The organism is Streptomyces sp. NPDC017940, assembly GCF_044328435.1.
Lineage (GTDB): Bacteria > Actinomycetota > Actinomycetes > Streptomycetales > Streptomycetaceae > Streptomyces.
The window spans coordinates 889,924-905,166 of sequence record NZ_JBIRHJ010000001.1 but is presented as its reverse complement, the minus strand read 5'-3'; the positions used below and the strand labels follow the sequence as shown (position 1 = coordinate 905,166).

The following is a 15,243-nucleotide window of genomic DNA, read 5'->3' as shown; positions in this document are numbered from 1 at the left end:
ACCGTCACCCGGCCCGGCAGCCGGTCCACTCCGCGGAACAGCTGCGTCCACTCTGCGGAATGCGCCCTTCCGGAGACCAGAACCCGCCAGGCCTCCGCCCGAGCCGGAAATGGCCGAAAAAACATCCCCTAGCCGCAAGGCGGCACGCGATGCCACCATGGACGTGATCCGGGGACGCCGTCAGGGCGCCTCGAGACGACAGAAGGAGCCGTTGCGATGACGCAGCTTTCGGCTGCCCAGAGCCCCGCTTCCACGGAGCGGAAGACCGACAGCAGCAAGGCGCTGTACGGCGGCAAGGGCACACGCCGCATCACGGTCCGCGACATCACCGCCGCCAAGGAGCGCGGCGAGAAGTGGCCCATGCTCACCGCGTACGACGCGATGACCGCGTCGGTCTTCGACGAGGCCGGGATCCCGGTCATGCTCGTGGGCGACTCGGCGGGCAACTGCCACCTGGGGTACGACACCACCGTGCCCGTGACCCTCGACGAGATGACCATGATGGCCTCGGCCGTCGTGCGCGGCACGAGCCGTGCCCTGATCGTCGCCGATCTGACCTTCGGCTCGTACCAGGAGGGTCCCGTCCAGGCCCTCAGGTCCGCGACCCGCCTGGTCAAGGAGGCCGGTGTCGGCGCGGTGAAGCTGGAGGGCGGGGAGCGCTCGCTGGCCCAGACCGAGCTGCTCGTGCGGTCCGGCATCCCCGTCATGTCCCATCTGGGGCTCACCCCGCAGTCGGTGAACACCATGGGCTACCGCGTCCAGGGCCGCGGCGAGGAGGCCGCCCACCAGCTGCTCAGGGACGCCAAGTCGGCCGAGGCCGCGGGCGCCTTCGCGGTGGTGCTCGAACTCGTGCCCGCCGAGCTGGCCGCCGAGGTCACCCGGTCCCTGAACATCCCGACGGTCGGCATCGGCGCGGGCGCCGACTGCGACGCCCAGGTCCTGGTGTGGACCGACATGCTGGGCCTGACCGGCGGAAGGATGCCGCGCTTCGTGAAGCAGTACGCGGACCTGCGCGGCGTCATGGGCGACGCCGCGAAGGCCTTCGCCGAGGACGTGGTGGGCGCCGCGTTCCCGGCCCCCGAGCACGCCGTCCACTAGCGGAACCCGTGCCGTGGGCGCCGACACCGCGTGCCGGTGCCCACGGCCGACCTGAACCATCGCGGCACCAACGGCAGCCCGCCGGCCGTCCCCCGTCGGCGGGCTGCCCTCCACCCCGGCGCTTCCGTTCGCCTGTGACGGAACCCGCGCCTCCGGGGCGACTTCACGCCATCTTGATCATGAGGCGTCATGTGCCGCTTCGTGGCGTTCTCCACCCCCCTGTCACCGTGCCCACCGACCTCCTGTCGCTTCCCGCTCCTGCCGCTGTCGGTCGGCTGTCGGCGGATTGTCGGTGGCGACTGCTCTCATGTACGGCATGACAGAAATCGACAACAAGCCCCAACGGGTGACCGGCGGAGCGGCGAACGCCGTCTCGGTACGGGGGCTGGTCAAGCACTACGGCGAGACCAAGGCGCTGGACGGCGTCGACGTGGACGTCCGCGAGGGCACGGTCCTCGGCGTCCTCGGGCCCAACGGCGCCGGCAAGACCACGCTCGTGCGCTGCCTCTCCACCCTGATCACCCCCGACTCCGGCTCGGCCGTCGTCGCCGGGTACGACGTGGTGCGCCAGCCCCGCCAGCTGCGCCGCGTGATAGGCCTCACCGGTCAGTACGCCTCGGTGGACGAGAAGCTGACCGGCTGGGACAACCTGTACATGATCGGGCGCCTGCTCGACCTGCCCCGCAAGGAGGCCCGCTCCCGGGCCGAGGGCCTGCTCGAGCGGTTCTCGCTCACCGAGGCCGCCAAGCGTCCCGCGCGGACGTACTCGGGCGGCATGCGCCGCCGCCTGGACCTGGCGGCGTCCATGATCGGCAGCCCGGCGGTGCTGTTCCTCGACGAGCCGACGACCGGCCTCGACCCGCGCACGCGCAACGAGGTCTGGGACGAGGTCAAGCGCATGGTCGGTGACGGCGTCACCGTCCTGCTGACCACGCAGTACATGGAAGAGGCCGAGCAGCTCGCGAGCGAGCTCACGGTCGTCGACCGCGGCAAGGTCATCGCGAACGGCCGCATCGAGGAGCTGAAGGCGAAGGTCGGCGGCCGCACCCTGCGCGTCCGCCCGGCCGACCCGGCGCAGCTGCGCCCCACCGCCGCGGCCCTCGACGAGTCGGGCCTCACCGGCCTCGCCACCACCACCGTCGACGACGAGACCGGCGTGGTCCTGGTGCCGATCCTCAGCGACGAGCAGCTCACGGCCGTCGTGGGCACCCTCACCGCGCGCGGCATCACGCTCGCCGACATCGCCACCGAACTGCCCAGCCTCGACGAGGTCTTCCTGTCCCTCACCGGCCACAAGGCCGGCGAGTCGCAGGACGCCGCGTCCACGAAGGCCACCGACTTCGAGGAGGTCGCCGCATGAGCGCCACCACGGCCCCGGCGCCCCCCGCGGCGCCCGTCGACAGCCCCGTCGGCAAGGCGGGCGCCGACACCCGCATCGGCCCCCGCGGCCATGTCCGGCACACCGCCGCCCTGGTCCGCCGCAATCTGCTGTGGATCAAGGCGGACATGGAGTCGATGATCGACGCCGTGCTCATGCCGATCGTCTTCACGCTCCTGTTCGTGTACGTCTTCGGCGGCTCGGTCGGCCAGTCGCTCGGCGGCGGCCGCGACGAGTACGTCCAGTACGTGATCCCCGGCCTCATGGCCATGATGGGGATGAACATGGCCATGGGTGTGGGCACGGGCTTCAACCAGGACTTCCAGACCGGCGTGATGGACCGGTTCCGGTCGCTGCCGATCGCGCGTTCCTCGGTGATGGTCGCGAAGATCGTGGTGGAGCTCCTGCGGATGCTGGTCGCCACCGGCATCCTCATGATCGTCGCGCTGAGCATCGGCTTCACCGTGGAGAGCGTCCCCGGCTTCGTCGCGTCCGTCGGTCTGGCCATGGCCTTCGGCGTGGGCCTGATGTGGATCTTCCTCACGATGGGTGTCGTCATGAAGAGCGCCCAGGCCATCCAGGGCATGGGCTTCCTCGTCCTGATGCCGCTCCAGTTCGGCTCGTCCATCTTCGCGCCGACGCAGTCGATGCCGGGCTGGCTCCAGACGTTCACGGACTACAACCCGCTGTCGTCGCTGGCCGACGCGGCCCGTGGCCTGATGAACGGCGGCACGCCGATCGCTCACGACGTGTGGGTGACGCTGATCTGGTCGGTCGCCCTGACGGCGGTCATGGCGCCGATCGCGATCCACAAGTTCCGCACCAAGACGTGACCCCCTCGGGTCACAGCTCCGCCGAGGCGACGGCCCGCTCCCATGTGAGGCCGTCGCCCTCGGCGTAGGCGGCGGCGTAGCCCGCGTCGCCGAGCGCCGCCCGGGTGGCGCGCTCGGCGCCGCCCCGGATCTCCCGCTCCAGGGCGACGGGGACGTGACCGGGCGGCAGCTGCGCGTCGGCCACCGCGAGCAGCCGGGCCGCGGCCGCGGCGCGGCCGGCGTCATGGCAGACGAGCGCCCTGGCCAGGGTCGCGAGGTGCACGGCGAGCAGTTGCGGCGCGACCAGTCGCGCCAAGGGGTCCGCGGCCTTCTCCACGGCCTCGCGGGCAGAGCCGAGCGCCCGCTCGTACAGGCCGTCGACGGTGTCGAGCCAGGCGTGCGAACCGCACACGAAGCCCTCGAAGAGCGCGAAGCCGAAGGCGGTGAACTCCTCCTTGAGGCGCGCCAGTTGCTCACGGGCCTCGGCGGTGCGGCCGGTGCGGCCGAGCAGGCCGACGAGGAAGAGCCGGGCCGCGGGCAGCGCCCCGTTCAGACGGTTGCCCGCGTCGCCCACGACCTGCCGCAGCAGCGCCTCACCGCGCTCGGCCTCGCCCGCCTCGACCAGGACCGTGCCGAGCCGTGCGGTCAGCAGGGACACCTGCGCCCACGCGCCGAGTTCCGTCGCGTGCGCGATCGCCGCGCGGAAGTCGGCGGCGGCCCGCAGGTACGCGCCGCGCCGCTCGTGCGCCTCGCCGCGTGAGGACAGGGCCTCGGCCGTGCCCCAGGCGTCGCCGAGCCCGGTGTAGATCTCCAGGGCCTCGTCCGCGTCGCTGCGGGCGTCACCGGCCCAGTCGGTGCGGTTGGCGAGGATGTTGGCGCGCTGTTGCAGGGCGCCCGCCAGCTCCCAGGTGAAGCCGTACGCACGGCAGGCGGTGACGGTCTCGTCGATGAGGCGGCGCAGCCGCTCCACGTCGCCGGTCATCAGGATGGCGAAGAACCACAGGCTGCCCGGGCTGCGGCAGGTCTGCGGCAGCCCTGGCCGGTAGGTGTCCCTGATGGCGCTCAGCTTCCGCGCGGCCTCGGGGGTCCGCCAGTCGGAGGGGTCCATGTCCATGCAGGACAGCTGGATGAGGTGCACACCCCGGCGGGCCTCCAGGAGCACCTCGCCGGACAGCGGGGGCGGGGTGTCCGTGCAGCGCGTGTACAGCGGGGCGGCGGGGGTGACGGGCGGGGCGAACGGGTCGGGGCCGAGCGCCATCACGTCCCTGGTCCAGTTCCTCGCCTCCTGGCGCAGGTCGCGGATGATCCAGAACCACGCCAGGGAGAGGACCAGGCACAGCGCCTCCTGCTCGTCGCGGGCGGCGACGGCGCGGCGCAGGGCGGTGCGCAGGTTCTCGTACTCCGCCTCGAACGCCGCGACGGCCGCGAGCTGCCCGTGCCCGCGCAGTTTCGGGTCGGTGGTCCTCGCGAACTCCCGGAAGTAGGTGAGGTGCGCGCGCTCCGCCGCGCCCCGCTCCCCCGCCTCGTCCAGGCGTTCGGCGGCGTACTCGGAGACGGTCTCCAGGAGCCGGTAGCGCATCACGTCGCCGTGCGCGGCGGGCGCGGCGACGACGAGCGACTTGTCGACGAGGGAGCCGAGGACGCCCGCGATGTCGCGCGCGTCCACGTCGCCGCTCGCGCAGACGGCCTCGGCCGCCGCGAGGTCGCAGCCGCCCGCGAGGACCGAGAGGCGGCGCAGGACCGACCGTTCGGCGGTGTCCAGGAGGTCCCAGGACCAGTCGACGACGGCACGCAGGGTCTGCTGGCGCGGCAGCACCGTGCGGGCCCCGTTGGTCAGGAGCCGGAAGCGGTCGTCGAGCCGGTCGGCGATCTGGCGCGGGGTGAGCATCCGCAGCCGGGCCGCCGCCAGTTCGATGGCGAGCGGCAGGCCGTCCAGGCGGCGGCAGATCTCGGCGGCGGCGGGGGCGTCGTCGTCGATCCGGAAGCCGGGCCGCGCGGACGCCCCGCGGTCGGCGAGCAGCCGCAGCGCGAAGGGTTCCGGCAGCGGTTCCACCGGGTGCAGCAACTCGCCGGGAACGCCGAGGGGTTCGCGGCTCGTGGCGAGCACGGTGACTCCGGGGCACTCGGCGAGCAGCCGCTCCACGAGGCCCGCGGTGGCGTCGACGAGGTGCTCGCAGTTGTCGAGCACGAGGAGCATGCGGCGCGGTCCGCAGTGCTCGGTGAGCCGGAACAGGGGGTCGGCGGCCTTGCGTTCCGCCGCCGCGCGCAGTTCCTCCGCGCCCGCGCCCCGCAGCACCGTCTCGCGCGCGCCGAGGGCGGTCAGGACGGCCTCCGGCACGTCGTCAGGGTCGTCCACCGGCGCGAGTTCGGCCAGCCACACCCCGTCGGGCACGGTGTCGGCGACCGACTCCGCGGCCTCCTGGGAGAGCCGTGTCTTGCCCGCCCCGCCGGGTCCTGTCAGCGTCACGAGCCGCGCCCGCCCCAGGTCGGCCCGGATCGCGCCGATGTCCCCGGCCCGCCCCACGAAGGAGGTGAGCCGGGCGCGGAGGTTGCCCTGGGCGGGGGTTCTGGCGGGTGGCCCGGGCGCCGTGCGGGGGGTCGCCGCTTCCGGCGCGCCGCCGGGAGGGGGCCGCTCGGCAGCGCTTACCGCCTCCCGGTCACGCCCCGGGACCTCGCCTCGTCCCGGGCCCCCGCCACGGTCCCCGCCCCGGTCATGGTCCCGCTCCCCGTTCCCGCCCCGGCTCCGGTCCCCGTCCCCGCCGTCCGGGCGCAGCAACTCCGCGTGCAGGGCGCGCAGCTCCGGGCCCGGGTCGGTGCCGAGGCGGTCGGCGAGGGTGCGGCGTACGTCGTCGTACGCGGCCAGGGCCTCCGCCGTGCGGCCGGCGTCGCGCAGGGCGCGCAGGCGCAGGGTCTGGAGGGCCTCGTCCAGGGGGTGGGTGTCGCACAGGGCGGTCAGCTCGGGCAGCGCCGAGTCCGCACGGCCGAGGGCCAGGTCGGCGGCGCACCGCGCGCGCCTGGCGTCCAGGCGGCGGGCGGACCAGCGGGCCGCCTCCGCGGTGTGGTCCGGCAGGTCGGTGAAGGCCTCGCCGTGCCACAGGGCGAGGGCGTCGTCCAGGAGGGCTGCGGCCTCGGCGGGGTCGCCGTCGGCGAGGGCGCGGGTGCCTTCGCCGACCAGGCGCTCGAAGCGGTGGGCGTCCACGTCGTCGGGGGCGGCGCGCAGGTGGTAGCCGCCTTCGGCGGAGGTGACGGCGTCGGCGCCGAGGACCCTGCGCAACCTGCCCACCAGGGCCTGGAGGGCGCCGGTGGCGTCCGAGGGGGGTGCGTCGCCCCAGACCTGGTCGACGAGGAGGTGCACCGGGACGGTGCGGCCCGGGCGCAGGGCGAGAGCCGCGAGCAGGGCGCGCAGGCGGGCGCCGCCGACCGGCACCTTGGTGCCGTCGGGGCGCTGTGCCTGGGTCACGCCCAGAACGCGGTATCGCACGCCCCCATTGTCGCCGGTCGCCGCACTCGGGGACCGCGCAGGGCCCACCCGTCGGCCACCGGGGCCCGTGAAGGGGAAGGATGGGGAGGGATGGGGAGGGATGGGGAGGGGCGGGAAGCCGGGGGAGGACGCGCGGACCGGCTGCCCGTCCGGGTGCGGGCGGTAGCCTCGCCGCAGCAGCGCATTCCGGCCCGTACGAAGGAGCCGCATGACCACCGCCCCCACCCGGAGCGACCGTCGGGTCAGCCCCGTCTTTCTCGGGATCGCCGCGGTCACCGCGGCCTCCGGCTGGGCGGCCTGGACCGGGTTCGCCGACAACCCGGGCTTCGCCGTCTTCCTGTTCGTGACGGCGGCCTGGATCGTCTCGCTGTGCCTGCACGAGTACGCGCACGCCCGTACCGCCCTGCACAGCGGCGACATCACCATCGGCGCGAAGGGCTATCTGACCCTCAACCCGCTGAAGTACACGCACGCGCTGCTGAGCATCGTGCTTCCGGTGCTCTTCGTCGTCATGGGCGGCATCGGACTGCCCGGCGGCGCGGTGTTCATCGAGCGCGGCCGCATCCGGGGGCGCTGGCGGCACAGCCTCATCTCGGCCGCGGGCCCGCTGACGAACGTGCTGTTCGCGGTCGTGTGCACCGCGCCGTTCTGGCTCGACGCCCTGGACGGCGTGCCCGACACGTTCCGCTACGCGCTCGCGTTCCTCGCGCTGCTCCAGGTGACGGCGGCGATCCTGAACTCCCTGCCCGTCCCGGGCCTGGACGGCTACGGCGTGATCGAGCCGTGGCTGCCGTCGGCCGTCCGCCGCCAGGTGGAGCCGTTCGCGCCGTTCGGCCTGCTCGCGGTGTTCGGCGTCCTGTGGATCCCCGAGGTCAACCACGCGTTCTTCGACGCGGTGGACGCGATCCTGCGCGGCCTCGGTGTCACGGACTTCGACACCTACTGGGGCCAGCGCCTCTACCGCTTCTGGCTGGGCACCCCGGACATCCCCGCGATCAGCGGCTAGCGGCCGCGGCCGCGTCCCGCTGCCGCAGGGCCTTCGCGCGGCGGGCGTAGTACCAGGTCATGTTGGACGAGAGCCCCGCGAGCAGCACCCACACGATGCCGAGCCAGCTGCCCTGGGCGAAGGAGACCACGGCGGCGGCGACGGACAGGACGCAGACGACGAGGGCGTAGAGGGCGAGGCGGGGCATGGGGAGCGCTCCTGGGTGCGGCAATCCGGGCGGACGTACCGCACCAGTGTCCCCCATGCCCCGCACGGGCCCGTACGCGGTGGCCGACGGGCCCGTACGCGGTGCTAGACGTCGGTGACGCGCAGGCCCGCGTGCGCCTTGTAGCGGCGGTTCACCGAGATCAGGTTGGCGACGAGGGACTCCACCTGGTGGGCGTTGCGCAGCCGGCCCGCGAAGACGCCGCGCATGCCGGGGATGCGGGCCGCGAGTGCCTGCACGACGTCGGTGTCGGCGCGGCTCTCGCCGAGCACCAGCACGTCCGTGTCGATCTCCTCGATCGACTCGTCCTGGAGCAGCACCGCGGACAGGTGGTGGAACGCGGCGGTCACCCGGGACCCGGTAAGGATCGCGGCCGCCTGCTCGGCGGCGCTGCCCTCCTCCGGCTTCAGGGCGTACGCGCCCTTCTTGTCGAAGCCGAGCGGGTTGACGCAGTCGACGACGAGCTTGCCGGTCAGCTCCTCGCGCAGCCCTTCGAGGGTCTTCGCGTGCCCGTCCCACGGCACGGCGACGATCACGATGTCGCTGCGCCGTGCGCACTCGGCGTTGTCCAGGCCCTGGACGCCGTGGCCGATCTCGGTGGCGGCGGCCGCGGCCCGCTCGGCCGCGCGGGAGCCGATGATCACCTTCTGGCCCGCGCGGGCGAGCCGCTGGGCGAGGCCGCGGCCCTGGTCGCCGGTGCCGCCGAGCACGCCCACGACGAGCCCGGACACGTCGGGCAGGTCCCAGGGGTCCTTGGCCGGAGCCTTCTGCGCACTTTCCGTGGAAGTCATGGTCAGACCCTACGTCCGCGCGCTTGCGCCCGGCCGGACCGGCGGGTCAGTTCAGGAGGTACAGCGGTACGCGCCGGAAGGTGATCGTCTCGTAGGCGCTGAAGTCCCCGGTCTCGTAGAGCAGTCCGAGGGTGCCCGCGTCGACGCGGACGAGGTCGGAGTACGCGGCGGGCAACCCGTCGACCGTGTGTGCGACGTGCCAGGTGGTGCCGCCGTCGAAGCTGGCGCGGACGCACATCACGGCGCGGAAGCCGGGGTCGGCGGGCCCGGAGTACAGCAGCACGTCCGGGTCGCGCAGCTGGAGCACGCTGCCCTCGACGACGGGTCCGGTGAGGCAGGCCTGCGGCCGGAAGGGTTTGGCGAGGCTCTCGCCGCCGTCGTGGGAGTGGGCGTCGGCGCGGGTGCCGGGGGCGGGCGAGTCGTTGCGGGTGTTGAAGTAGACGCGGCCGTCGGGCAGCTCGGCCGCGGTGGTCTCGTTGACGTTGACGTAGCCGTCGGGGTTGTCGTCGACGTACCCGATGCGCCAGGTCTCGCCGAGGTCGTCGCTCAGCAGGCAGTGCCCGCCGTTGTACCGGCCCTCCGTTCCGACGTCGCTGCCCGCGGGGGGCAGCGAGTGGTTGGCGGGGACGACGATCCGGCCGCCGCTCAGCTGGATCGCGTGCCCGGGCGTGGTCGCGTACCACCGCCAGTGGGGCTCCTTCGTCTGCTGGGTGATCTCGCGCGGCGTCGACCAGGTGAGGCCGTCGTCGTCGCTGTGCTGCACCCAGACGCGGCGGCCGTCCGCCGCGGCCACGCCACCGCGCCGGATGGCGTTCTCGGTGGCATCGGCGGCGTTCCTGATCTGTACGAGCAGGATCCGCCCGGTGCCGAGGACGACGGGGGCGGGGTTCCCCGCGAGGTCGGCGCCGTTGGCGCCGACGACCTGGAGCGGACCCCAGGTGCGGCCGCCGTCGACGGACCGTCTCAGGACCACGTCGATGTTCCCGAAGTCCTCCTGCGAGCCGACGCGGCCCTCGCAGAAGGCGAGGACGGTACCGGTGTGCGCGACGACGACGGCGGGGATGCGGAAGCTCGCGTAGCCTCCGTCCCCCGCGCGGAACGGGACGGATGTCTCCACCGTCACGGCCCGTCCGACGCTCCCTGCGCTCCCGGCGCTCCCAGCGCTCTCAGGGCCCACAGCGCCCGCGGCCTGCCCGGTGTTCCCGGTCGTCCCAGTGCGACCGGGCCGCTCGATCTGCTCAGTCTGCTCAGTTTTACCCATTGGCATCCGTGCCTCTTCCCCATCATGGGGGAATTCGCGGTGAACCCCCGCTGACGAATCTCCCGTTGAGGCAGTATGCGCCGCATGGACGCCGTACGCGTCGCGCTGTTGCGCGAAGTTCTCGCCGGAACCGAATGGCCGGGCGCCACCCGCCGTTTCGCCGGGGCCCTGCGCTCCAGCGTGGTGCCGCAGGGCGGTGGTCTCCTGCTCGTGGGCACCCGGGAGTACGAGCCGTGGCACCTGGCGGCGCACCTGGTGGACGAGGCCGCGTGGTCCGGCACCCCGGAGCTGACGCCCACCCTCGTACGGCACCGGCCACGCCCGGACGCGCCCGCGCAGCTCTCGGTGGGACTCGGCCGCATCGAGGCGGCGCGGCGCGGCGAGACGCTGCTCGTGGTGGCGCCCACCGAGCCCCCGGCGGAGCTGCTTTCGCGTGTGCACGACGCGCGGCGGGCGGGCGCGGCGGTGTTCGCCCTGAACGAGCACGAGGGGGACCTGGGCACGCTCGCCCACGAGGCGCTCACGGTGCCGGACGGCTCGGGCCTGGACCTGGACACCGTCCAGCACCTGGTGAGCGCGGCGGCGGGCGAGAACGGCGCCCCCGCGCCGCGGGGGCGCGGACGGGTGCGTGACCGGCTCTCCCGCCTCGCGGACCAGCTGACGGCGCCACCGCCGTCGCGGTGGTGACCCGGGCTCCCTGGAGGCCCCGTGCTTTGCTCCCGGAGGGTCCCAGCTCCCCGCCGGAAGGACCCGCGCTCCCCGCCGGGAGACCCCGGAGGGCCGTTGCCCCGCAAAACCGTTTGCGCGGGATGCCGTCCGCCGCTGACCATGTCCCCTTGTGAAACGCATCGTCGCCCTGCTGCCCGATCTCTCCCCCTGGCGCTCCACCCGCGACTTCCGCCTGCTGTGGGTGCAGGGCCTGGTCACCTACTTCGGCAGCTTCATGGCGATGATCGCCCTGCCGCTCCAGATCAAGCACCTCACCGACTCGCCGCTCGCGGTCGGCGCGATGGGCGCCGTGGAACTGGTGCCGCTGATCGTCTGCGGCCTGTACGGCGGGGCGCTCGCGGACGCCGTGGACCGGCGCAGGGTGATCCTCCTGACCGAGGCGGCGCTCGGCCTGCTCGCGCTCGTGCTGTTCGTCAACGCGCTCCTGCCGCAGCCCATGCTGTGGCCGCTGTACGTGGTGGCCGCCGGTGTCTCGGGGCTCGCCGGGCTCCAGCGGCCCGCCCTCGACTCGCTGATGGCCCGCATCGTGCCGCACGACCAGCTCACGGCCGCCGCCGCCCTGAACTCGCTGCGCTGGAACGTGGGCGCCATCGCGGGACCGGCGCTCGCGGGCGTCGTCGTCGCCTACGCCGGGCACGCCAGCGCGTACGCGGTGACCGTCGTCGGCTTCGCCGTGTCGGTGGCGATGTGCACCCGTCTGACCCCCGCGCCCGCCGCGCACGGGGCGGAGAAGCCCTCCCTGCGGGGGCTCGCGGAGGGGGCGCGGTACGCGTGGTCGCGTCCTGTGCTGCTCGGGACGTACGCGATCGACGGCGTGGCGATGCTGTTCGCCTTCCCGAACACGATCTTCCCCTTCCTCGCGGACGATCTGGACGCCGAGTGGTCGCTCGGCCTGATGTACGCGGCCGGGGCCGTCGGCTCGCTGCTCCTCAGCCTCACCAGCGGCTGGACCTCGCGGGTGCGGCGGCACGGGGTGCTCGTGGTGTGCGGGGCGGCGGGGTGGGGCGCCGCGATCACGCTGGCGGGCCTGCTCTCGAACGTGTGGCTCGTACTGTGCTGTCTGGCGCTCGCCGGTGCGGGCGACATGCTCAGCGGGCTCGGGCGGTCGACCATCTGGAACCAGACCATCCCCGATGAGCTGCGGGGGCGGCTCGCGGGCATAGAGGTGCTCTCCTACAGCGTCGGGCCGCAGCTCGGGCAGGTCCGCGCCGGTGCGGCGGCGGGGTGGAGCGGGACGCGGCCCGCGATCTGGTCGGGCGGGCTCGTGTGTGTGGGGGCGGTGGCCGCGCTGACCGCGGCGATGCCCGCGCTGTTGCGGTACGACTCCGCCACGGATGTGGACGCCCGGCGTCGCCGCGACGCGGCTGCCGCCGGGGCGTAGGTCTTCCGGTCGGCCGCTCACGGGACGGTTGCCCGGCGCCGGGGGCTGTGCCCACCCGTCGCGCCCCTGGCGGGCCAGTTGCCCACAGAGGGGGGCGGGTGCGTCGCCCGCGGGAGACTCGACGGGTGCCCCGTGGTGCGGGTGCCCGGCAGTGCGGGGCGGGTGCCCTGCGGGGCTGGACGGGTGCCCCGTGGGCGGGGCGGGTTGCCGCAGGGGTGGCGGGCGGCGTCCGCAGGGGGCGCCGTCCGCCACCGTGGGTGGGCGTCAGCGCGGGGCGGCGTCGGGGCCCTCGGTGCCCGGCCCGCGGTCGTGCCAGCGGGGGTCCGTGTCCCATTCCAGGTTGCGCTCTGCGGCGCTCTCCATCGCGCGGGTGGCCTCCGCACGGGAGGCATAAGGGCCGAACCGGTCCTTGCCGGGACACTCCGGCCCCTCCTCGACCTTCTTGTGGTCCAGGCAGTAGTACCACTCCCCCGGCTTGCCCACGGTCCGCTTCTTGAACAGCGCCATGTCCAGCTCCTCTCTCTCCCGCCATGCTGCCCCACGGGTGCTCGTTAGACTCGCTGGTATGTCTGGCCAGTCACTGCTCGTACCAGGGGAGCTCTCTCCCACCCGTTCCGTGCCCGGAAGCATCCGGCGCCCGGAGTACGTCGGCAAGCCCGCGCCGACGCCGTACAACGGTCCGGAGGTGCAGACCCCGGAGACCATCGAGCTGATGCGGACCGCGGGCCGCATCGCCGCCCGCGCGATGGAGGAGGCCGCCAAGGCGATCGCGCCCGGCGTGACCACCGACGAGCTCGACCGGATCGCGCACGCGTACATGTGCGACCACGGCGCCTACCCCTCGACGCTCGGCTACCGTGGCTTCCCGAAGTCGCTGTGCTCCTCGGTCAACGAGGTCATCTGCCACGGCATCCCCGACTCCACCGTCCTCAAGGACGGCGACATCATCAACCTGGACGTCACGGCGTACATCGGCGGCGTCCACGGGGACAACAACGCGACGTACCTGGTGGGCGACGTCGACGAGGAGTCGCGGCTGCTCGTCGAGCGCACCCGCGAGTCCCTGAACCGCGCCATCAAGGCGGTCAGGCCCGGCCGCCAGATCAACATCATCGGCCGCGTCATCGAGTCGTACGCCAAGCGCTTCGGCTACGGCGTCGTACGCGACTTCACCGGCCACGGCATCAACTCCTCGTTCCACTCCGGGCTGATCGTCCCGCACTACGACAGCCCGCACGCGACGACGGTCATCCAGCCCGGCATGACGTTCACCATCGAGCCGATGCTGACCCTCGGCACGTACGAGTACGACATGTGGGACGACGGCTGGACCGTCGTGACCAAGGACCGCAAGCGCACGGCGCAGTTCGAGCACACGCTGGTCGTGACCGACACCGGGGCGGAGATCCTCACGCTGCCCTGAGTGACCAAAGAGCGCCGGGCCCCGTCCGTCGGGGCCCGGCGTTTCTGCTCGCGCACGCATCAGTGATCGCGAACAGGGGTACGTTTTTTGCCGACAGGATGTCGGGAACCAGTTGACTTAGGTCACCCTAACCTTGGATGATCGGTCCTGGCCACCTTGGTTCCCGCCCGTCTCTCGGCCCGGAGGTCCCCCATGGACTCGGCGATCACTCAGCGCCCCGCGTTCTCGACGCTCATCCGCACCGCGTCCCACGAACAGCACACGGAGGCGGAGTCGTCCCCGTTCATGAGCGACCTCCTCGGTGGCCGCCTCGACGTGACCGCGTACGCGAGGTACACGGAACAGCTGTGGTTCGTCTACCGCGCCCTGGAGGACGCCGCGCGGACGCTGCGCGAGGACCCGGTGGCCGGGCCGTTCATACGGCCCGAGCTGATGCGCGTCGCCGAGCTCGAACGGGACCTCGCCCATCTGCGGGGCGCCGGCTGGCGCGCGGGCCTCAGCGCCCTGCCCGCCACCGCGGCGTACGCGGCCCGCGTCGAGGAGTGCGCCCGCACCTGGCCCGGTGGTTATGTGGCCCACCACTACACCCGCTACCTCGGAGACCTGTCCGGCGGACAGATCATCCGCGGCAGGGCGGAGCAGACGTGGGGCTTCGACCGCAAGGGCGACGGAGTGCGGTTCTATGTCTTCGAGGGGATCTCCAACCCCGCCGCGTTCAAGCGGGGGTACCGCGAGCTGCTCGACGGGCTCGACGCCGTCGTGCCCGACGAGCTCGAGAAGCAGCGCATCGTGGACGAGTGCAAGTTCGCGTTCCTTCTGAACACCGCTGTCTTTCGGGAGCTGGGCGGGGAGTTTCCGCTGTCCGCGTAGGAGTTGCCCCCTGGCGGGGTGAGCGTCGATCGCGCTGCGCGCTCGTCCTCAAACGCCGGACGGGCTGAAATCGTGCTGCGGGCTCGTCCTCAGACGCCGGACGGGCTCTCTTGCCCCTTCGGCGTCAGGAAAGGGCGGGTGGGTGGGGAAAAGCCACCCTGCCACCCAGTTCGATGAAGTCGTCGGGGGCCGGTGCCGTGAGGAGCTGGGAGCCGTTGCCCTGGGTGATGTTGAGGGCGCGGCCGAGTTCCCGGGTGAGTTGCAGCGCCGCCGCGCCGGTGGCCTCGTCCTCGACGATGCCGTCCCCGCGGCCGGGGAACCCCCGTGCGCGCACCCGGCCGGCGGCCTCGTCCTCCCACGCCCACGCGTAGATCTCCTCGCCGGCGGGCGGCACGGCGAGGGCCTCCACCTCGGCTGCCGACGCGTACCGGCGCAGGGTCCGCGGCGGCGCCCAGTCGGCCCGCGCCACGATCCAGCTGAACTCACCGTCGTGCCGCGCCTCGACGACCCCCGCCGCCGTCACCAGCTCAGGGACGTCGAGCAGCCAGGCCGCGCCGACGCACGGGTGTCCCGCGAACGGCAGCCGTTCCGTGGGCGTGTAGACGTCGATCGCGCCGCGCTCCGGGTCGTCCACGAACACCGTCTCGCTGAAGCCGAGTTTGGCGGCGAGGGCCTGCCGGTCCGTCCGCGCGGCCACCCGTGCGCCGTTGCGCACGACCCCGAGTTCGTTGCCGTGCCGTCCGTCCGGCGCGCAGAAGACCCGTACGACGTCGATTCCCTGGTGCACGTCCAGGACGTCGCTCGTTCC

Annotated in this window: 14 protein-coding genes; 8 read left to right on the top strand and 6 right to left on the bottom strand. The window is 73.3% G+C overall.

The genetic code is table 11. From position 1 onward, the window contains the following. Positions 1 to 216 precede the first annotated feature (216 nt). The 3 genes from panB (at position 217) to ACH4DX_RS03765 (ending at position 3,309) form a co-directional block, all read left to right on the top strand. Positions 217 to 1,098, top strand: a complete 882-nt coding sequence (panB, locus tag ACH4DX_RS03775) for a 3-methyl-2-oxobutanoate hydroxymethyltransferase (protein WP_398117474.1) — start codon at positions 217 to 219, stop codon at positions 1,096 to 1,098. Between the two features lie 316 nt (positions 1,099 to 1,414). Next, on the top strand, positions 1,415 to 2,458 hold the full coding sequence (locus ACH4DX_RS03770) for an ATP-binding cassette domain-containing protein (protein ID WP_398117472.1): 1,044 nt from the start codon (positions 1,415 to 1,417) through the stop codon (positions 2,456 to 2,458). Next, entirely contained in the window at positions 2,455 to 3,309 is an 855-nt protein-coding gene (locus tag ACH4DX_RS03765) for an ABC transporter permease (RefSeq protein ID WP_398153860.1), read from the top strand. Before ACH4DX_RS03770 ends, ACH4DX_RS03765 begins: the two co-directional genes overlap by 4 nt. A 10-nt stretch (positions 3,310 to 3,319) precedes the next feature. Here the strand turns inward: ACH4DX_RS03765 and ACH4DX_RS03760 are convergent, their stop codons facing one another. Continuing rightward, positions 3,320 to 6,769: an AfsR/SARP family transcriptional regulator gene (locus ACH4DX_RS03760; protein WP_398153859.1), complete on the bottom strand. Its 3,450-nt coding sequence runs from the start codon at positions 6,767 to 6,769 to the stop codon at positions 3,320 to 3,322. 208 nt (positions 6,770 to 6,977) lie between these two features. On the opposite strand from ACH4DX_RS03760, the gene ACH4DX_RS03755 reads away from it, so the two are divergent. Next, on the top strand, positions 6,978 to 7,775 hold the full coding sequence (locus ACH4DX_RS03755; RefSeq protein WP_398117467.1) for a site-2 protease family protein: 798 nt from the start codon (positions 6,978 to 6,980) through the stop codon (positions 7,773 to 7,775). On the opposite strand, the gene ACH4DX_RS03750 is transcribed toward ACH4DX_RS03755, so the two are convergent. The 3 genes from ACH4DX_RS03750 to ACH4DX_RS03740 all read right to left on the bottom strand — a co-directional run bounded on the left by ACH4DX_RS03750 (position 7,765) and on the right by ACH4DX_RS03740 (position 9,894). Further along, positions 7,765 to 7,962: a hypothetical protein gene (locus tag ACH4DX_RS03750; RefSeq protein WP_398153858.1), complete on the bottom strand. Its 198-nt coding sequence runs from the start codon at positions 7,960 to 7,962 to the stop codon at positions 7,765 to 7,767. The two genes, ACH4DX_RS03755 and ACH4DX_RS03750, sit on opposite strands and share 11 nt — an antisense overlap. 104 nt (positions 7,963 to 8,066) lie before the next feature. Further along, on the bottom strand, positions 8,067 to 8,771 hold the full coding sequence (gene npdG / locus ACH4DX_RS03745) for an NADPH-dependent F420 reductase (RefSeq protein ID WP_398117463.1): 705 nt from the start codon (positions 8,769 to 8,771) through the stop codon (positions 8,067 to 8,069). Positions 8,772 to 8,817: 46 nt separating this feature from the next. Then, on the bottom strand, positions 8,818 to 9,894 hold the full coding sequence (locus ACH4DX_RS03740; protein ID WP_398153857.1) for an exo-alpha-sialidase: 1,077 nt from the start codon (positions 9,892 to 9,894) through the stop codon (positions 8,818 to 8,820). A gap of 222 nt (positions 9,895 to 10,116) precedes the next feature. On the opposite strand from ACH4DX_RS03740, the gene ACH4DX_RS03735 reads away from it, so the two are divergent. Continuing rightward, positions 10,117 to 10,719 carry a hypothetical protein gene (locus ACH4DX_RS03735; RefSeq protein WP_398153856.1) on the top strand — a complete coding sequence of 201 codons (603 nt, stop codon included), beginning with the start codon at positions 10,117 to 10,119 and terminating at the stop codon, positions 10,717 to 10,719. Positions 10,720 to 10,879: 160 nt separating this feature from the next. Then, complete coding sequence (locus tag ACH4DX_RS03730) at positions 10,880 to 12,142, top strand: MFS transporter (protein ID WP_398118077.1); 1,263 nt, start codon at positions 10,880 to 10,882, stop codon at positions 12,140 to 12,142. Between the two features lie 264 nt (positions 12,143 to 12,406). On the opposite strand, the gene ACH4DX_RS03725 is transcribed toward ACH4DX_RS03730, so the two are convergent. Continuing rightward, complete coding sequence (locus ACH4DX_RS03725) at positions 12,407 to 12,649, bottom strand: hypothetical protein (RefSeq protein ID WP_398117458.1); 243 nt, start codon at positions 12,647 to 12,649, stop codon at positions 12,407 to 12,409. A gap of 58 nt (positions 12,650 to 12,707) precedes the next feature. Between ACH4DX_RS03725 and map the strand changes: the two genes are divergently transcribed. Further along, positions 12,708 to 13,565, top strand: coding sequence for a type I methionyl aminopeptidase (gene map / locus ACH4DX_RS03720; protein WP_398153855.1), 858 nt, complete (start codon positions 12,708 to 12,710; stop codon positions 13,563 to 13,565). A 192-nt stretch (positions 13,566 to 13,757) separates the two neighbouring features. After that, complete coding sequence (locus ACH4DX_RS03715; protein ID WP_398153854.1) at positions 13,758 to 14,435, top strand: heme oxygenase (biliverdin-producing); 678 nt, start codon at positions 13,758 to 13,760, stop codon at positions 14,433 to 14,435. Between the two features lie 124 nt (positions 14,436 to 14,559). On the opposite strand, the gene ACH4DX_RS03710 is transcribed toward ACH4DX_RS03715, so the two are convergent. Next, positions 14,560 to 15,228, bottom strand: coding sequence for a PhzF family phenazine biosynthesis protein (locus tag ACH4DX_RS03710; protein WP_398154174.1), 669 nt, complete (start codon positions 15,226 to 15,228; stop codon positions 14,560 to 14,562). Positions 15,229 to 15,243 lie beyond the last annotated feature (15 nt).